This window comes from Sphingomonas ginsenosidivorax (genome assembly GCF_007995065.1).
GTDB lineage: Bacteria > Pseudomonadota > Alphaproteobacteria > Sphingomonadales > Sphingomonadaceae > Sphingomonas > Sphingomonas ginsenosidivorax.
Genome location: NZ_VOQR01000001.1, coordinates 2,622,767 through 2,640,919, shown reverse-complemented (window position 1 = coordinate 2,640,919; position 18,153 = coordinate 2,622,767). Strand labels below are relative to the sequence as shown.

Sequence of the window (18,153 nt, the reverse complement as noted above, 5' to 3'; positions counted from 1 at the left end):
ACTCAAACGAGTTCAGCATGACGGGGGACGCTACCGCGCCGCCACGAGCGCCAGCAGCCGGGTCATCAGCCCCGAAAAGCGCAGCTCGCTGACCTGGTCGTCCGCGCGGTGCCAGTTGCCCGTCGCGGCGTACCAGCGGCCGTCCCTGGCCTGCACGACGAAGTTCAGCGCGATCACGCCGGGCTCGGACCCGCCCTTGTAGCCGATATAGCGGAACCGCCCCGCGGTCGCGCTATCGACCCCGGCGTTGACGCCGAGGATTGCACGGACCGGATTGTCTGCCTTGCGCAACCGGTCGAGGACGCCCGCCATCGCCAGCGGGCTCGCGAACCATTCGACGCTGTCGATCGCGACCGGCTTGCCGCCGAACACGCTGGCGTCGAGCGGCGCCGCGGCGATCTCGGCCTTGCGCGACTCGAGCAGCGCACGCCGGGCAGGGGGTGTCGCGGCGGTCCAGGCAGTGGTGAGCGCCGGATCGCTCTTCACCGCGAACGCCTCGCGCGTGGTCAGTACCGGCGCGCTGCCGCCGTTCGCTACCGCGCGCGCATCGATCGCGGCGCGGCCCAGCACCGCCATCAGCGTATCGGTCGCGGTGTTGTCACTGATCGAGACCATCATCGTCGCCAGCGTCTGCAGCGTCACCGGCGTCCCCGCGGGCCACCCCTGCAGGACGCCCGAGGGCAACGACCGCGTGCCGAGCGGCACGACCTCGGCCCAGTGCCGCGTGCCTGCCGCGACCTGCCGCGCCGTCTCGTCGAGCACCCACAGCTTGAACGCCGATCCGATCGGCGCGGCGGCGTCGGCGCGGTAGCCTGCGATCGGCGTCGGCGCGGCCTCGCCCAGCGCATAGAGCCCGAATCCGCTGGCGCCCGGCAGCGCGCGGAACGCGGCGGTCACCTTGTCGAGGGTGTCGTCGCGCATGCCGGTGCCGGTGACCAGCAACCCGGTCGCGAGATGCGGCGCGGCGGGGTCGAGCGCGAGCGTCACGGCCGCGGTGCCGCGTTCATAGCCGATGACCAGGTCGGCGGACCAGGCGGTGGTCGCCTTGAGCGACTCGACCGTCTGCGGCGCGCCGAGCGCGGCCCTGAGCTGCCCGGCGAGCGTCGCCAGCTGCTCGCGCGGGACCTTGGTGCGGAAGCTTTCGGCGAAATAGCGGTCATAGTCCCCGCCGGTCGCGAGGATGCCGACCAGCGCGTCGGCGCGGCGGAGCAGGATCGGGTCGGCCGTCACGCCTGGCGCCTGCGCTGCTGCCGCGATCGGCAGGAGAGCGAGGAGCAGCGCAACCAGCCGCGCGATCAATTCTTGAGTTTCCAGCCGCTCCGCAGCAGCGCGTAGCAGGCGCCCGCCAGTACGACGTCGATCACCAGGATCACCACGCCGCCCAGCATCACCGGCGAATCGGCGACGCCGAGGAACCCGTAGCGGAAGCCCGAGATGATGTAGAAGAACGGGTTGGCATGGCTGAACGCGCGGAATGCGGGCGCCAGCCGGTCGACCGAGTAGAACGTGCCCGACAGCAGCGACAGCGGCGCGATGACGAAATTGGTGACCGCGGCGGCATGGTCGAACTTCTCCGCCCAGATCGAAGTCAGCACGCCGAGCAGCGCGAGGAACACCGCGCCGAGCAACCCGAACCACAGGATCGCGAGCGGCGCGTGCGGCGTGACGTGCACGCCGGGATACAGCGCCATCGCCGCCCAGACGACCGTGCCGACGATCAGCGCGCGCGTGACTGCACCACCGACCAAGGCGGCGAGCAGCTCGGCCGACGACAGCGGCGGCTGCAGATAGTCGACGATCGTACCCTGGATCTTGCCGACCAGCAGCGAGAAGCTCGCATTGGCGAAGGCGGGGCCCATCATCCCCTGGCTGATGATCAGCCCGGGCGCGATGAAATCGGCGAACGGGATGATCGTGCCGCCGACATGGACCGGGCTTTTCGCCCCCGTCGCGATCGTGAAGACGATCAGGAAAAGCAGCGTCGTCATCGCCGGCGCCCATACCGTCTGGAGCTGGACCTTGAAGAACCGGCGCACCTCCTTGATATAGAGGGTTGCAAGGCCGCCCCAGTTCACGTTCCGGATCACCGGGACACCCGGGGCGGACCTGATTGCTGGATGGATTTCACCGATTGGGGGCTGGCTGCTCATGGGGGTTGCGGGTAATCGCTGCCGCTGCCGCCCGCAACCCGGCTGAACACAAGGAACGACTATGTCCTGGACCGACGAGCGAATCGACACGCTCAAGACCATGTGGGAAGCGGGGCAGACCGCAAGCCAGATCGCCGAAGCGCTGGGCGGCGTCAGCCGCAACGCCGTGATCGGCAAGGCGCACCGCCTGGAGCTGCAGGCGCGCCCGTCGCCGGTGAAGCCGAACGATCCCGACGCGAAGATCGCCGCCGCCGCGGTCGAGCCTGCCGCCGCCGAACCGACGGTCGAGCCGATCGAAGTTGCGCCCGAGCCGGTCGTGGCGCCCGTCGTCGCGGCGCCTGCGCCTGCGCCGGTCAAGGCCGCACCGGTCGCGCCGCCCGTCGCCGAGTCGGTGGAGGACGATGAGGACGAAGACGAGGACGACGCGGTCGCTGCCCCCGTGGTCGCGACTCCGCGCCCGCCGCAGCCGATCATGCGGTCGGTCGGCCCCGGTGGCTTCCTGCGCCAGGCCCCCGGCGAGCAGCAGCCGCCGAGCACGCCCGCACCGCCGCGTCGTCTGGTCCCGGCCAAGCCGTCGGCCGAGATGGCAGGCAAGACCAGCCTGCTCGAGCTCAACGACCGCATCTGCAAATGGCCGCTCGGCCATCCCGGCGAGCCCGATTTCCACTTCTGCGGCGAGAAGGTGAACCCCGGCTTCCCCTATTGCGTCGACCATTGCGGCCACGCGTACCAAGCGCAGCTGCCGCGCCGCGATCGCCGCCCGACCCCACCGCTGCCGTTCGGCGGTCCGCGGGCGCGCTGAGGCGAGCGGGTGAGGCTGTGCTGGCCTCACCCGTAACCGCTCTTGGCGCTCTCCCTTTCCCGATTGGGGAGCGAAAAGGCACCGTCATGCTGAACTCGTTTCAGCATCCACCGAGCCACGATCGCTAAGGCCTGCGGCACCGTGGACCCTGAAACGAGTTCAGGGTGACGGAAGGGTCGGAGATGTCGCGCTAGGCCCCGCTACCCCGTCATCCGGTCGTCGAACAGCCCGTGGAACAGTGTCGACGCGTACATCGCGATCGCTCGCTCGCGCGGCATCGTGCCCGCCCATTTCCGCATGTCGAACGCCGCATTCTGCAGTGCCATCAGCATCTGTGCCGCGATCAGCGCGTCGACCGGCCGGATCGACGCCTCGGCGATGCCGTCCATGATCGTGCCCGCATAGCGCCGCGCGATGCGGTTCGACCGCTCGACCATCGCGTTGCGCTCGCCGGCGGGCAGGCCGCTGAGCGCGGTCGTGCGTAGCAAGGGACTTCGCTCGGCAAACTGCACGTCGAGCAACGTCGCGACCGCGCTCGACAGCCGGTGCCAGTGCGTCCCGCCCTTGGCGTCGCTCAGCGCCTGGGCCTGCGCGATCGTGTCGAAGCTGCGCCGGTAGCAGGCCAGGACCAGGTCGTCCTTGGCGTCGAGATGATGGTAGAAGCTGCCCTTGGTCACGTTCAGTTCGGACGCGATCTTCTGGACGCTGGCGCCGCGATAGCCGAGCTCGTTGATCAGCCGCGTCGCCGCGAGCAGGAACGCCGCACGACCCGGCTCGGCCTCGTCATGATCGAGATCTAGCAGCGCCGGGGTCCAGTCCACGCCCTTGCCGGCAAGGCCGTGCGCGAACACGTCCATCAGCCGCGCCTCGACCCGGTCATATTGATCGGGCTCGTACCGCGTCAGCCAGATAGGCAGCCAGAAGGTGTTTTCGAGCAGCACATGCGCGCGCGCGCTGTTGAGGTCGGTCTGCGCGCGCGTCTTGGTCGCGCCCCAGAGCAGGCGGGTCCGCCGGAACACCTCGCGCCAGCCGGCCATCAGCCGTCCGCGCAGCGGCTCCTCGGTCGCGCGCAGGTCCGACAGCACCGCGAACGCCTTTTCCTCGCCGCGCTCGATCCGCGCCAGCCGCGCCATGTTGAGCGCGACGTAGCAGCGGACCCGCGCCTCCGGGGTCGATTCCTCCAGCGCCGAGTCGAGCATGCCCAGCAGCGAGTCCAGCGTGTGCTCGAACGCCGCGGCGGCCAGGTCTTCCTTGCGCTTGAAATAATAGGTGACGCTGGTGGTGTTCAGCCCTACCCGGCGCGCGACGTCGGCGAACGTCATGCCCTTGGCGCTCTGTTCGTTGATCGCCTCGGCCGCAGCCGCCAGGATCGCGTCGCGTTTCGCCCGGAACCGCTTCGTACCCTGCTCGCCGTCTTCTTTTGCCGTCGCCGAACCCTGCATCCGCGCACCCTACCAGCTTGGTTTTGAAGATACAGTGTTTTTCTGCAGCCCGTCGCGGGGTCTGGAAAATGCACGGTTCGTTCGGCCGCGCGATGCTTTACCGAAAACGCGGTATGGTCTACCCGGTCTGTCGACGAGGCCCGCGAAGGGGCCCGACGGAGGAACCGATGGACTTCACGCTCAGCGAACGCGAAAGCTATTTCCGGGATCGCGTAAAGGCGTTCGTCGACGCCGAGATCCGTCCGCGGCAGGCGGACTATGACGCGCAGGCGCATGAGGGCGAGCGCTGGAAGGTGCTGCCGGTCATCGAGGAGGTGAAGGAAAAGGCCAAGGCTGCGGGGCTGTGGAATTTCTTCATGCCGCCGCATTCGGGCCAGCGGCATGTCGACGACAGCTTCGTGTTCGAAGGCACGCAGCTGACCAATCTCGAATATGCGTTATGTGCCGAGGAAATGGGCAAGGTCGGCTGGGCGAGCGAATGCTTCAACTGCTCGGCGCCCGACACCGGCAACATGGAGGTGTTCCACCGCTATGGCACGCGCGACCAGAAGGAAGCGTGGCTGGGGCCGCTGATGCGCGGCGAGGTCCGCTCCGCCTTCCTGATGACCGAGCCGGCGGTCGCGTCGTCGGATGCGACCAATATCGAGACGTCGATGGTCCGCGACGGCGACGACTATGTGATCAACGGCACGAAATGGTGGTCGAGCGGCGTCGGCGACCCGCGCTGCAGAATCGCCATCGTGATGGGCAAGACGAGTTTCGAAGGCTCGCGCCACCAGCAGCAGAGCATGATCCTGGTGCCGATGGACACGCCCGGCGTGACGATCAAGCGGATGCTGAGCGTCTATGGCTATGACCATGCGCCGCACGGCCACGGCGAGGTCGTGCTGGAGAATGTCCGCGTGCCGGTCGAGAACGTGCTGCTCGGCGAGGGCCGGGGGTTCGAGATCGCGCAGGGGCGGCTGGGGCCGGGCCGCATCCATCATTGCATGCGCACGATCGGCGTCGCCGAGACGGGTATCGAGGCGATGGCGAAGCGCCTGCTGACGCGCGTCGCGTTCGGCAAGCGGATCGCCGACTTCTCGGTCTGGGAGGAGCGCATCGCCACCGCGCGGATCGACATCGAGATGACCCGGCTGCTCTGCCTCAAGGCAGCCGACATGATGGACCGCGCGGGCAACAAGGCGGCGCAGATGGAAATCTCGATGATCAAGGTCGCCGCACCCAACATGGCGTTGCGCATCCTCGACGACGCGATCCAGGCGCATGGCGGCGGCGGCGTGTCGGGTGACTTCACGCTCGCGCACGACTGGGCGGCGCTGAGGACGCTGCGCTTCGCGGACGGCCCGGACGAGGTCCACAACCGCGCGATCGCGCGGGCGGAGTTCGGGAAATATGGCGACCTGGCCGCGACTGGTACGACCCGCTGACGCGCGCCCGAGCGGCCCGCCCGTCACCCCGTCACCGGGGGGCGCCCTCTCGTCATCCCAGCGCCCCCTCGTCACCCCAGCCCTGCTCGTCACCCCAGCGAAGGCTGGGGTCTCCCCGGGGCGGGTGCCGGGGCCCGAACCGGGAGATCCCAGCCTTCGCTGGGATGACGAATGGGGAGGACGTCCTTCTGCGTCATCCTGATGAAATCGAGAGTGGTTCGATGACCGACACGCAACCCAACACCATCCCCGCCGAAGGCCGCGACCGGCTCGACGTCGACACCCTCACCGCCTGGATGAGCGCGAACGTCCCCGGGTTCACCGGCCCGCTGACCTATGCCAAGTTCGCGGGCGGCCAGTCCAACCCGACCTACCGCATCGACAGCCCGTCGGGCGCCTATGTCCTGCGGCGCAAGCCGTTCGGCCCGCTTCTCCCGTCCGCTCACGCGGTCGACCGCGAATATCGCCTGATCGCGGGGCTGTACCCGACCGGTTTCCCGGTCGCGAAGCCGTACGGGCTGTGCACCGACGAGAGCGTCATCGGGTCGATGTTCTACGTGATGGGCCTCGCCGACGGTCGCAACCTGTGGAACGGCACGCTCCCCGACTATGCCCCGGCGGAGCGCACCGCGCTGTACGAGGCGATGTGCGACACGCTCGCCGCGCTCCATAATGCCGATTACGAGGCGGCCGGGCTCGGCGATTACGGCAAGCCCGGCAACTACTTCGAACGCCAGGTCGCGCGCTGGACCAAGCAGTACCGCGCCAGCGAGACCGAGACGATGCCCGCGGTCGAGCGCCTGATCGAATGGCTGCCGCGCACCATCCCGCCGCAGACGCGCACCTCGATCGTCCATGGCGACTACCGCATCGACAACATGATCTTCGCGCCCGCGGAACCCAGGGTCATCGCGGTGCTCGACTGGGAATTGTCGACGCTCGGCGATCCGCTCGCCGATTTCTCCTATTTCCTGATGAGCTGGGTGACCCCGCCCGAGGGCCGGTCGGGGCTGCTCGGCGTCGCCGGCGGCGACAGCGGCATCCCGACGATCGAGGCGATGACCGCGCGCTACTGCGCCGCGACCGGCCGCGACGGGGTGCCCGACCTCGACTGGTATTTCAGCTACAACCTCTTCCGCCTGACCGGCATCGTCCAGGGCATCAAGAAGCGGATCGTCGAGGGGACCGCGTCGAGCGCGCAGGCCGAGGCGTCGGCGGCGGGGGTGTACCGGCTGGCGGAGGCAAGCTGGCATTTCGCGGAGCGGGCGGGGGCATGATTTTATCTTCTCCCGTCATCCCAGCGAAGGCTGGGATCTCCCGGTTCGGGCCACAACGCCCGCCCCACAAAGACCCCAGCCTTCGCTGGTGTGACGAGTAGAAGGAGACCCCACCCATGCGCTTCACCGACCAGTCGATCATCGTCACCGGCGCCGGCTCGGGCATCGGCCGTGCCGCGGCGACCCTGTTCGCGGCCGAAGGGGGCAGGGTCGTCGTCGCCGACGTGACCGAGGGCGCCGACGACACCGCGCGGATGATCACGGACGCAGGTGGCACCGCGGTCGCGACTCGCATGGACGCTGGCGTCGAGGACGACGTGGTCCGCACCGTCGCGCTCGCCTGCGACCGGTTCGGCGGGCTCGACATCCTGTTCGCCAATGCCGGCATCTCGGGCGGCATGGCCAATATCTTCGACACCGATGTCGCGCTGATCACCGAGGTGCTGCGGATCAACCTCGTCGGGCCCTATCTCGCGATCAAGCACGGCGCGCCGGAGATCGCGAAGCGTGGGAAGGGGGCGATCGTCCTGACCGCGAGCGTCGCCGGGTTGCGCTCCGGCGCCGGGTCTCCCGCCTATTCCGCGTCGAAGGCCGGCGTCATCAACCTCGCCGCAGTCGCTGCGCAGCAGCTGTCGGGCTCGAACGTCCGCGTCAACGCGCTCTGCCCGGGGCTGACGGAGACCGGCATGACCAAGCCGACCTTCGATTATGCCCGGAGTGCGGACAAGATGGACCGACTCGGCCGCCTCAATCCCCTCCACCGCGGCGCGCAGCCGGACGAGCTGGCGAAGGTCGCGCTGTTCCTCGCCTCCGACGATGCGAGCTACGTCAACGGCCAGGCACTCGCGGTCGATGGCGGGCTGTCGTCGAGCCACCCGGTGACGCGACAGGATTACGGCAAGACCGCCGTCTGAAGGATCTTGCCGTTCGTGCTGAGTAGAGACCGAGTAGCCTCTCCTGGAGCGTATCGCGGGCTCGTATCGAAGCATGGGTTCCGCGCGACACGCTGTCCTTCGATGCGCGCCCTCGATACGGCTTCGCTTACTCGGTCGCTATTCAGGACGAACGGATTTCATCTTCAGCTCTTGGCGTGCAGGTCGCCGAAGCTCGTGAAATAGGCGCGCAGCGTGGGGTCCTCGATCGTCGCGGTGAGCGAGCGGATCACTTCGGGCAGTTCGGTGCCGCTGGGGTCGGCGCCGGCGCGATAGCCCATCGCCCAGTCGTCGAACCGGCGCCGCTCGATCGTCTCGCGGGCCAGCATCACCACCGCGAAGTGCCGCGGATCGGCGCAGATCCGCTGATAGACGCGCTCGACGGCCTCGGTCGGCCCTTCCAGCGCCTGCATGAACCGGCGTCCGCCGACGACCAGCAGGCCGGTGACCGCGACTGCAGCGTTGTTGCGCCGCGACGTGCGCAGGATGTCGTCGATCTCGGCTTGCGTCAGGGGTGTGCGTGCGGTGCTGATATAGAGAAGTCGCTGCAATGGGAGCTCCGGATAGTCGATCGCGCGCCGCGTGCGCATGATGTGATCGTACAGGTAAGTCGTTGGTCCGCCGGGATCAATCGCGCAGGCGGATCAATCCTTCCTGCGCCACGCTCGCCACCAGCCGCCCGTCGCGCGAGAAGATCTTGCCCCGGTTGAAGCCGCGTGCATGTCCCGCCCAGGGGCTATCGCACGCATAGAGCAACCAGTCGTCGGCGCGGAAATCCTCGTGCAGCCACAGCGCGTGGTCGAGGCTGGCGGTCTGGAACCCCGGCGTGATCCAGTTGACGCCGTGCGGCAGCGTCGCGGTGCCGAGCAGCAGCATGTCCGACGCATAGGCCAGGATCGCACGGTGCATCGCCGGGTCGTCGCCGATCGGCGCGACGATCCGGAACCAGCTTTCCTGGCGCGGCGCCCCGATCGCGGGCGACACCCAGTTGCGCGGCTCGACCGAGCGAATCTCGATCGTGCGCTGGCGCTCGAACGCCGCACGGAACGCCTCGGGAATCTGGTCCGCGGACGCCGCGCGCAGGTCGTGGTCGGATTGCAGGTCCTCGGGCGGCGGCACGTCGGGCATCGCATCCTGGTGCGTGAAGCCGTCCTCGGGCGTCTGCAGCGAACAGGCCATGTTAAGGATCGGCTTGCCCTTCTGCATCGCGATCACCCGCCGCGTCGCAAAGCTGCGCCCGTCGAAATCGCGCACCACGCGGAACAGGATGGGATGCTGCTCGTCGCCCGGCCGCATGAAATAGGCGTGGAGCGAGTGTGCGATCTTGGGCGCGTCGGTGGAGCGCTGCGCGGCCTGCAGCGCCTGCGCGATCACCTGTCCGCCGAACACGCGGCCGACCCCGCCGGGCAGCCGCGCGCCACGATAGAGATCGGTGTCGATCTCCTCGACATCGAGCAGGTCGACGAGCTTTTGCGCGAGGGCGGCTGAGGTGAGGTCGGTCAAGATGGGCTTTCCGCAGTGAGACGGGGATCACTTAGGCAGTTTGACCGTGCATCGCCACCTACGTCATCCCAGCGAAGGCTGGGATCTCCCGGTTCGGGCCACGGCACCCGCCACGGAGAGACCCCAGCCTTCGCTGGGGTGACGATGGAGGGATGGGGGCGGAGACAATCGGGGCGGCGGGTTTGGCTTCAGTACCCCGCCGTCAGTGCCAGCTTGTCGGCATGGAAGTTCGCATCGCCGAACGTCTCGGCCAGCACGCGCGCGCGCTTCATGTAGAAGCCGATATCGTATTCGTCGGTCATGCCGATGCCGCCGTGCATCTGAACGCCCTCCTGGACGCTGAGCGTCGTCGCCAGCGACGTCATCGCCTTGGCGACCGACACCGCGTCGTCGGCCTGCGGGCTGTTCGCATCGAGCAGCTGTTGCGCCTTCAGCACCGCGGCGCGCGCGACCTCCATTTCCGAATAGAGGTGCGCGGCGCGGTGCTGCAGCGCTTGGTAGCTGCCGATAATGGTGCCGAACTGCTTGCGCTGCTTGAGATAGGAGAGCGTCATGTCGGCCGCCGCGCCGCCGACGCCTAGCAACTCCGCCGCAGCGCCCACGCCGCCCGCGCGATTGAGCGTGCCGAGCAGGTCGAGCCCCTGGTTGACTTGGCACAGCAGCGCGTCGCCCGCGACCTCGACATCGTCGAAGGTGATCGTGGAGGCCAGCCCCGCATCGACCATCCGGACCGGCTCGACCGAGACGCCCTGCGTCTGCGGCGACACGAGGAACAGCGACATGAAATGCGCCTCCTCGCCGGGGCGCCCGCCGGTGACCGCCGATACGATCAGCATGTCGGCGACATGGCCGTGCACGACGAACTGCTTGCGCCCGTTCAGGCGGAAGCCGTTGCCCGACGGCTCTGCGCGGAGCGACGCATTGACCGGCTGGTGCTTGGGCCCGCCGTCCAGCGCCAGCGCGAACAGCGCGTCGCCGGCGGCGATCCGCGGCAGCCAGGTCCGCGCCTGGTCGGGATAGCCGCCGGTCAGCGCCGTGACCGCGGCGACGGCCGTCGTCAGGAAGGGCGACGGCGTCAGGTTGCGGCCGATTTCCTCGAGCACGATCCCCGCCTCGACATGCCCCATGCCGAGCCCGCCATGCTCCTCGCCGATCAGGATGCCGGTAAAGCCCATCTCGGCGAACTGCTTCCACAGGTCGCGCGAGAAGCCGGTGGGATCGTCGGCGTCGCGCAAGGCGCGCATGTGGCTGACCGGCGCATGCTCGGCGACGAAGTCGCGGATCGTGTCCTGCAGCGCGGTCTGGTCGTCGTTGAGGAAGAGGGGCATCGGTTTCTCTTTCGTCACCCCATCGCAGGCTGGGGTCTTTCGCCGCGAGGGCGCGCTTCGATAACGGGAGACCCCAGCCTTCGCTGGGGTGACGGGAAGGGCTGGCTCAGCTCGGCAGGTCGAGGATCCGCTTGGCGACGATGTTGAGCTGGATCTCGCTCGTCCCGCCCTCGATCGAATTCGCCTTGGTGCGCAGCCACGATCGCGCCGCCGCGCCGCCGTTCGAGCGGTCGCTGTCCCATTCGAGCGCGTCCGACCCGCCTGCGCTCATCATCAGCTCGTGGCGCGTCTTGTTCAGCTCGGTGCCGTAATATTTCATCATGCTCGGCTGCGCGGGGTGCGCCCGGCCGGCCTTCAGCTCGTCGATGAAGCGTTCGGACATCGCCCCGAACGCGCGCGCTCGCACCTCGAACAGCGCGATCCCCGCGCGCAACAGCGGATCGGCTAGCCGCCCGCCGCTGAGCCCGACGGTCGCGATCGCGCCGTCGATCAGCGGATTGCCGCCGCTCGACGCCAGGCCCATTCCCGAGATCATCTCGCGTTCGTGCCCGAGCAGATATTTGGCGACGTCCCAGCCCTTGTTCTCCTCGTGCACCAGGTTCGCCTTGGGCACCTGGACGTCGTCGAAGAAGGTCTCGCAGAACGGCGAATTGCCGCTGATCAGCAGGATCGGCTTGGTCGACACACCGGGCGAGGCCATGTCGAACAGCACGAAGCTGATCCCGCCCTGCTTGCTCGTCTTGTCGGTGCGGACGAGGCAGAAGATCCAGTCGGCCTGGTCGGCATAGGAGGTCCACACCTTCTGGCCGTTGATGAGGTAATGGTCGCCCTTGTCCTCGGCCGACGTCGCGAGGCTGGCGAGGTCGGAGCCGGCATTGGGCTCGCTATAGCCCTGGCACCAGCGGATCTGCCCCTTCGCGATCTTGGTCAGGTGATCGAGCTTCTGCTCTTCGGTGCCGTATTTCAGCAGCGCCGGCCCGAGCATCGAGATGCCGAACGAGTTGAGCGGATTGCGCGCGTTGATCGCCGCCATCTCCTCGCGCAGGATCTTGGTCTCGGCCGGCGACAGCCCGCCGCCGCCATAGGCCGTGGGCCAGTCGGGCACGGTCCAGCCGCGCGCCGCCATCCGGTCGAGCCAGTCCTTCTGCGCGGGGCTGGAGGGAACATAGTTGCGCCCGCCCCAGCACACGTCCTTGTCCGACCGCAGCGGCTCGCGCATTTCCGGCGGGCAGTTCTCGGCGAGCCAGGCGCGGGTTTCGATGCGGAATTGGTCGAGGTCGGTCATGTCACTCTCCGTTGGCATGGTGTTCGATCGTCCCCCGGCTTCCCCCCCTTCGTCACCCCAGCGAAGGCTGGGGTCTCCCGGTTCGGGTCGCGGCAACTGCCCCACAAAGACCCCAGCCTACGCTGGGGTGACGATAATGGGGGAGGGGAGAGGGAGTGCCTCGTCAGTTGAACCGGCCCCCGGCGGCCGCCTTGTCCTTCAGCGACGTCGCCACCGCGAACCCGTGTTTCTCGAGGCCCGCGACGACCTTCGCGAGGCCCTCGGTATCCGCCCAGAACATCGGTCCGCCGCGATAGACCGGCCAGCCATAGCCATAGATCCACACCACATCGATGTCGGACGCCCGCTGGGCCATGCCTTCCTCGAGGATCAGCGCGCCTTCGTTGACCATCGTGTAGAGCGTCTTCTCGACGATCTCCTCGTCGCTGATCTCGCGGACCGTGCTGCCTGCCTTGGCGCGGAACGATTCGATGATCTCGGCGACACGCGGCGACGGCGTGGGGGTCCGCTTGTCGTCGTAATCGTAGAAGCCCGCCTTGGTCTTCTGGCCCCAGCGGCCTTCGGCGGCGAGCGCGTCGCGGATGCTCTCGATGCGGTTCGGGTCGCGGTGCCAGCCGATGTCGACGCCCGCGAGGTCGCTCATCTGGAACGGGCCCATCGGCATGCCGAACGCGACGTGGACGCGGTCGATCTGCTCGGGCGTCGCGCCCTCCATCAGCAGCTTCATCGCCTCGACCTGCCGCGGCATCAGCATGCGGTTGCCGATGAAGCCGTCGCAGACGCCGGCCACGACCGCGACCTTCCGGATCGTCTTCGCCAGCGCCATCACGGTCGCGAGCACGTCGTCGGCGGTCTTCGCGCCGCGCACGACCTCGAGCAGCTTCATGACGTTGGCGGGCGAGAAGAAGTGCATGCCGACCACGTCCTGCGGACGCGACGTCACCGCGGCGATCTCGTCGACGTTCAGATACGACGTGTTGGACGCGAGGATCGCGCCCGGCTTGCAGATCGAATCGAGCCGGGTGAAGATGTCCTTCTTCACCGACATTTCCTCATACACCGCCTCGATCACGAGGTCGCAGTCGGCCAGCGCATCGAAGTCGAGCGTGGGGGTCAGCGCGCCCATCGCGGCCTCGACCTGCTCGGGCTTCAACCGGCCCTTGGCGGCCGATGCCTCGTAATTCTTGCGGATCACGCCGGTGCCGCGGTCGAGCGCGTCCTGCGCCATCTCGACGATCGTCACGGGGATGCCCGCCGACAGGAAGTTCATCGAGATGCCGCCGCCCATCGTGCCCGCACCGATCACGCCGACGCGCTTGACCGGCCGCAGCGCGGTGTCGGCGGCGATCCCGTCGATCTTCGATGCCTGGCGCTCGGCGAAGAAGATGTGACGCTGCGCCGCGGACTGCACGCCCATCATCAGCCGCATGAACTCGCGCTGCTCGAACGCGATGCCGTCGGCGTAGCTCGATCCGTCGGCCGCCTTTTCGACGCAGGCGATGTTGGCGTTGGGCGCGTCGAATCCGTGGAAGCGGCGGCCATTCTCCTTCTTGAACGCAGCGACCGCATCGGGATCGGCGGTCGCGGTCTTTTCGGACGCGCGGGGCAGGGGGCGTACCGCCGCCACCTCGCGCGCGAACGCGATCGCGTCCGCTTCCAGGCTGTCCTCGCCGGCGATCCGGTCGATCAATCCGGCGTCCGCGGCGCGCTTGGCCGATATCGGGTCGCCCTTCGCGGTCATCTCCAGTGCCAGCTTCACGCCGGCGATCCGCGGAATCCGCTGCGTCCCGCCGGCGCCGGGCAGCAGGCCCAGCTTCACCTCGGGCGTGCCGACCTTCGCGCTGGGCACTGCGATGCGATAATGGCAGCTGAGCGCGACCTCGCACCCGCCGCCGAGTGCGGTGCCGTGGATCGCGGCCACCACCGGCTTGGACGATGCCTCGATCCGGTCGACGAGAGTCGGCAGGCCCGGCTCCTGCATCGGCTTGCCGAATTCGGTGATGTCGGCCCCTGCGAAGAAGGTGCGCCCGTCGCAGCGAATCACCATCGCGGCGACCTCGGCGTCGGCATCGCCGTCCCTGATCGCCGAATCGAGGCCCTGGCGAACCGCCGCGCCCAGCGCGTTGACCGGCGGGTTGTCCGAAATGATGACCAGGACGTCGCCATGGCGTTCGGTGCGGATGGGGGACATCTTTGGAGCTCCTGCTATCGGTGCACGGGGGTTTTGTCAGCGTGGCGTTGGGTCGAATTTCGTGTCGGCGCGTGTCCTCCGAGGCGGAACGGCCGGTCGACGTCCGGTTCTCGATGCCAAGGCCCTGCGTCCATACCCTCGTTTCTAACGTTCGCCGATCTCTTGCCACAGGTCGCGCAGAAAGCAACGGCTTCGTGCGGTACGTGCAGCCGAATCCCAAACCCAATGTTCAACTGGCGGGGGGATAGCGCATGGGCGATCGCTTGATCAGGGTAATGGCGGTTATGGTAAATAATTGTTTTTGACGCATGATACATGCAAGGTGGATCAGTTTCGGGACGCTTCGTTACGCTGCGGCAGGTTAATTTGGTTGACCGTTGCTCAAAGCCGACTAGCGCAGAAACAGTTGTGTTGCCGGTGGCTTAGCCATCGGGGGGCGGCGTGACGTTTGGGGTGGCGGCGGTACATGAATGATGAAGTCGAACGGCGCGATGGCCCGATGGCCGCGCCAGTCGTCATGCCCGAAGGCATGGCGATCCGATACGACATGCCCGATCCGCGGCTGGCCGTCTTCGTCACTGGCTATACCGCCTACAGCGCGGAAAGCCGCGAGCCGCAGATCGACTGGTTCCTGCCCGCCCCGGTCATGCTCGGCGTCGCGCTCGACGCCGGGCCGATCCACCCGCGAATCGGCAGCCGAACCTTCCCGCCGATGGTACAGGCGAGCCTGATCGGCCCGACCAGCCGTCCGTTCAGCGTCACCACGCATGGCGGCACGATGGTCGGCATCGGCATCAGCGCGGCCGGATGGGCGGCGATGACGGGGCGCAGCGCGGTCGATTACCACAATCGCATCGTCCCGCTCGACACGGTGCTCGACCCGTCGGTCGTCGACCGTCTGATCACCGCGCTGACCGCGGCACCCGACAGGGCGGCGCTTCGGCCCGTGCTCGACGAGATCCTGTTGCCGCTGTTCGTCCGCCAGGATCCGCACGAGTCCGAGATCCGCGCGCTGATGAGCCTGGTGGTGCGCCCGGGGATGAGCGAGGTCGGCGAGCTCGCCGCCGAGCTCGGCATCACCGCCTCGACGCTGCGCCGCCTGTCGCAGCGCTATTTCGGCATGCCGTCCAAGCTGCTGTTGCGGCGTGCGCGCTTCCTGCGCTCGTTCGTGCAGCTGTTCGTCTCGGGCAATCCCACCGACGTGACCGCGATCGATCCGAGCTATCACGACATGCCGCACTTCCTGCGCGATGCGAACACCTTCCTCGGCACCACGCCGCGGCGCTTCATGCAACTCGCCAACCCGTTTCTGACCGCCAGCGTCCGCGCGCGGGCCGCCGTGCTGGGCGCTCCGACCCAGGCGCTGCATGCCCCTCCCGTCAATCGCGATTAGCACCGCGGACGCTTGAATGCCGCTGGCCTTTACTCGAAGGATGCGGACGGAGGATCAATGACATGACTGACGAGGACAGCGGCGTACGGACCGCCGCCGAGGCCCGCGATCCGGCCGCCGACGGCGCGTTCGGGATCCCGTTCGGGGTCGGCGCCGCCGAAGCGCTGCGAATCGCCCAGCGGCGCGACCGGCTGCTCGCCGCGCTGACGCTGACCGCAGGGATCGGGTTGGTGATCGCGCTGCCGTTCGCGTTGAAGGCAGGGGCCGAGTTCTTCCTGCCGCTGACCACGGCGCTGGTCATCGCGGTCGCGCTGGTGCCGGTGCTCGAATGGCTCGAGCGGCGCGGATTGCCGTCGCCGCTCGCGTCGCTGCTGTGCATCCTGGTCTTCCTGATCGCCGTGAATATCGCGATCGCCGCGATCCTGGTGCCCGCGACGGATTTCTTCCGGCTGCTGCCGACGCGGCTCGATCGTATCCAGCACAACCTCGCGCCGCTGCTCGATCTGTATTCGAGCCTCGAGAAATACGTGAACAGGACGCTGCGCCAGGTCGCCTCGACGCCGATTCGCCAGCCGGCGACCGCGGGCGTCGCCGCACCGGGGTCGATCCTCGAGGTCGCGGCGACCTCGGCCCCCGCGGTAATCGTCCAGTTCCTGTTCGGGACGCTGATCGTATTCTTCTTCCTGTCGGGCTGGACGGGTATGCGGCGGCAGACGATTACCGGGCGCACCAGCTTCGACGGCGCGATGGCGACCGCGCGGGTCATCCAGGACGTCGTCGACGACGTGTCGGCCTATCTGGGCACCATCACGGTCATCAACGTCATCCTCGGCGTCGTCACCGGCACCGCCTTGTGGGCGATCGGCATGCCCTATCCGGCGATGTGGGGCGGGGTCGTCGCGCTGCTGAACTACATCCCCTATTTCGGCCCGGTAATCGGCGCGTTCCTGCTCGCGCTGGGCGGACTGATGACGTTTTCCGATATCTGGATGGCGTTGCTGCCGCCGGCGCTGATGTACGGGCTGCACCTGGTCGAGGCGAACGCGATCACGCCGTTCGTGGTCGGGCACCGGCTGACGATCAGCCCGCTGCTCATCCTGATCTCCCTGAGCTTCTGGGGCTGGGTGTGGGGCACGCTGGGCGCGCTGCTCGCCGTGCCGCTGCTGATCATCCTGCAGACCGTGCTGGGCGCGGCGGGGAAGCCGGACATCGCCGGATTCCTGTTCGAGCACGGCACATTGGTCCAGCAGCGCGGAAGAAATCGCGGGAAAAGCGAACAACGCGAAACGGGGGGTTGACGGGTCGGAGCTCCCGACGTAGTTGCCCGCCACCACGCTTCATAAGCGGGTGTAGCTCAGTTGGTTAGAGCGCCGGCCTGTCACGCCGGAGGTCGCGGGTTCGAGTCCCGTCACTCGCGCCACCCTTCACAAGGGTTGGCGGATGTGGTCTCCATATTGTTGAAATTGCGCGGATTTACTCCGTATGCCCGTCATCCTGACGAACGTCAGGATCCAGGGTAACGGGACGCGACGCTGCTTGGCTCTGGATCCTGACTTGCGTCAGGATGACGGAAGGGGAGGGCCGTCCGCTACCGCCAGCTACCGACCTCCATCCAGCGCAGCATCGGCTTCAGCGGTGCGATCCAGATCAGGCCGGTGAACAGGTAGAAGAGCAGCTGGAACGCCCAGTGCCAGCCGCCCACCACGCCCGAAAGGCTGGCGATGGCGACGCACCACACGACGATCAGCAACAGGATGCCGAGCATCCCCACGGGTTTGCGCCAAGTCGGCGTCATGGCACAATCCAGTCCTGTTCGGTGGCGATGGCGTGCAGCGGCACGTCCCACGGGTCGGGGGTAAGCGTCGGCACCTGCTGCACCGACAGCGCGACGCCGATGCGCCAGGCGCGCGGATGCGCGGCAAAGGCGCGGTCGTAATAGCCGGCGCCCTGGCCGACCCTGTTGCCCACGAGGTCGAACCCGACGAGCGGCGTCAGGATGATGTCGGGCTCCAGCTCGGCCGCGTCGTAGGCGGGCTGGCTGAGCCCGTACGGGCCCGCCGCCAGCGCGGCCTCGGTATCCCAGCGGAGGAAGCGCATCGGCAACCGCGGCTCGACGACATGCGGCAGCGCGATGACGCAGCCGGCATCGACCGCGGCGCGCGCGAGCGGGGAGGGGTCGGCCTCGCTGCCGACCGGAACATAGGAGGCGACCGTCAGCCCGGCGGAGAGCCGCGCGAGGAACGCGTCGGGCACGATGATAGCGTGGCTGCCGAACCCATCGCGCGCGGCGCGCAACGCGGCCCGCAAGGCGCGCTTGTCGGTCACGCGGGGACCTGCAGGGTGGTGGAAGTGGCGGGCCCACCATGGCCGTATGCCGGGTTATCCACTGACGCACGGTACGTCAGGTGGGGACCATGTGC

At 68.1% G+C, this 18,153-nt stretch carries 16 protein-coding genes and 1 tRNA gene; 7 read left to right on the top strand and 10 right to left on the bottom strand.

The features are described 5' to 3' along the window. Window positions 1-30: 30 nt before the first annotated feature. Entirely contained in the window at window positions 31-1,299 is a 1,269-nt protein-coding gene (locus tag FSB78_RS11975) for a serine hydrolase (protein ID WP_242008239.1), read from the bottom strand. After that, window positions 1,296-2,150, bottom strand: coding sequence for an ABC transporter permease (locus FSB78_RS11970; protein ID WP_147082860.1), 855 nt, complete (start codon window positions 2,148-2,150; stop codon window positions 1,296-1,298). The genes FSB78_RS11975 and FSB78_RS11970 overlap by 4 nt, the downstream gene beginning before the upstream one ends. A gap of 61 nt (window positions 2,151-2,211) precedes the next feature. Here FSB78_RS11970 and FSB78_RS11965 point away from each other — a divergent pair, with 61 nt between their 5' ends. Then, on the top strand, window positions 2,212-2,952 hold the full coding sequence (locus tag FSB78_RS11965; protein WP_147082859.1) for a GcrA family cell cycle regulator: 741 nt from the start codon (window positions 2,212-2,214) through the stop codon (window positions 2,950-2,952). Between the two features lie 200 nt (window positions 2,953-3,152). Here FSB78_RS11965 and FSB78_RS11960 read toward each other — a convergent pair whose 3' ends face one another. Beyond that, window positions 3,153-4,394: a TetR/AcrR family transcriptional regulator gene (locus FSB78_RS11960; protein ID WP_147082858.1), complete on the bottom strand. Its 1,242-nt coding sequence runs from the start codon at window positions 4,392-4,394 to the stop codon at window positions 3,153-3,155. Between the two features lie 167 nt (window positions 4,395-4,561). Between FSB78_RS11960 and FSB78_RS11955 the strand changes: the two genes are divergently transcribed. From FSB78_RS11955 to FSB78_RS11945, 3 genes are all read left to right on the top strand, one after another. Beyond that, window positions 4,562-5,824 carry an acyl-CoA dehydrogenase family protein gene (locus FSB78_RS11955; protein WP_147082857.1) on the top strand — a complete coding sequence of 421 codons (1,263 nt, stop codon included), beginning with the start codon at window positions 4,562-4,564 and terminating at the stop codon, window positions 5,822-5,824. A gap of 221 nt (window positions 5,825-6,045) precedes the next feature. Continuing rightward, the gene (locus FSB78_RS11950; RefSeq protein WP_147082856.1) at window positions 6,046-7,101 is read left to right on the top strand and encodes a phosphotransferase family protein; all 1,056 of its coding nucleotides are present in this window, start codon (window positions 6,046-6,048) and stop codon (window positions 7,099-7,101) included. Between the two features lie 116 nt (window positions 7,102-7,217). Continuing rightward, window positions 7,218-8,015, top strand: a complete 798-nt coding sequence (locus FSB78_RS11945) for an SDR family NAD(P)-dependent oxidoreductase (RefSeq protein ID WP_147082855.1) — start codon at window positions 7,218-7,220, stop codon at window positions 8,013-8,015. Window positions 8,016-8,179: 164 nt separating this feature from the next. Here the strand turns inward: FSB78_RS11945 and FSB78_RS11940 are convergent, their stop codons facing one another. The 5 genes from FSB78_RS11940 to FSB78_RS11920 all read right to left on the bottom strand — a co-directional run bounded on the left by FSB78_RS11940 (window position 8,180) and on the right by FSB78_RS11920 (window position 14,340). Next, window positions 8,180-8,623 carry a BLUF domain-containing protein gene (locus FSB78_RS11940; RefSeq protein WP_242008237.1) on the bottom strand — a complete coding sequence of 148 codons (444 nt, stop codon included), beginning with the start codon at window positions 8,621-8,623 and terminating at the stop codon, window positions 8,180-8,182. A 37-nt stretch (window positions 8,624-8,660) separates the two neighbouring features. Beyond that, window positions 8,661-9,536: an acyl-CoA thioesterase gene (locus tag FSB78_RS11935; RefSeq protein WP_147082854.1), complete on the bottom strand. Its 876-nt coding sequence runs from the start codon at window positions 9,534-9,536 to the stop codon at window positions 8,661-8,663. A 188-nt stretch (window positions 9,537-9,724) separates the two neighbouring features. After that, window positions 9,725-10,864, bottom strand: a complete 1,140-nt coding sequence (locus tag FSB78_RS11930) for an acyl-CoA dehydrogenase family protein (protein WP_147082853.1) — start codon at window positions 10,862-10,864, stop codon at window positions 9,725-9,727. Between the two features lie 106 nt (window positions 10,865-10,970). Continuing rightward, window positions 10,971-12,149 (bottom strand): acyl-CoA dehydrogenase family protein, encoded by a 1,179-nt coding sequence (locus FSB78_RS11925; protein ID WP_147082852.1) that lies wholly within the window; start codon window positions 12,147-12,149, stop codon window positions 10,971-10,973. 163 nt (window positions 12,150-12,312) lie between these two features. Beyond that, window positions 12,313-14,340, bottom strand: a complete 2,028-nt coding sequence (locus FSB78_RS11920) for a 3-hydroxyacyl-CoA dehydrogenase NAD-binding domain-containing protein (RefSeq protein WP_147082851.1) — start codon at window positions 14,338-14,340, stop codon at window positions 12,313-12,315. Window positions 14,341-14,806: 466 nt separating this feature from the next. Here FSB78_RS11920 and FSB78_RS11915 point away from each other — a divergent pair, with 466 nt between their 5' ends. From FSB78_RS11915 to FSB78_RS11905, 3 genes are all read left to right on the top strand, one after another. Then, on the top strand, window positions 14,807-15,733 hold the full coding sequence (locus FSB78_RS11915) for a helix-turn-helix domain-containing protein (protein ID WP_147082850.1): 927 nt from the start codon (window positions 14,807-14,809) through the stop codon (window positions 15,731-15,733). A 62-nt stretch (window positions 15,734-15,795) separates the two neighbouring features. After that, entirely contained in the window at window positions 15,796-17,031 is a 1,236-nt protein-coding gene (locus tag FSB78_RS11910) for an AI-2E family transporter (protein WP_147082849.1), read from the top strand. Between the two features lie 45 nt (window positions 17,032-17,076). Continuing rightward, window positions 17,077-17,153 (top strand) — tRNA-Asp (locus FSB78_RS11905). Between the two features lie 168 nt (window positions 17,154-17,321). Here the strand turns inward: FSB78_RS11905 and FSB78_RS11900 are convergent. Beyond that, window positions 17,322-17,528: a DUF2842 domain-containing protein gene (locus FSB78_RS11900; RefSeq protein ID WP_147082848.1), complete on the bottom strand. Its 207-nt coding sequence runs from the start codon at window positions 17,526-17,528 to the stop codon at window positions 17,322-17,324. Beyond that, window positions 17,525-18,058, bottom strand: coding sequence for a 5-formyltetrahydrofolate cyclo-ligase (locus FSB78_RS11895; RefSeq protein WP_147082847.1), 534 nt, complete (start codon window positions 18,056-18,058; stop codon window positions 17,525-17,527). The genes FSB78_RS11900 and FSB78_RS11895 overlap by 4 nt, the downstream gene beginning before the upstream one ends. Between the last annotated feature and the right edge of the window lie 95 nt (window positions 18,059-18,153).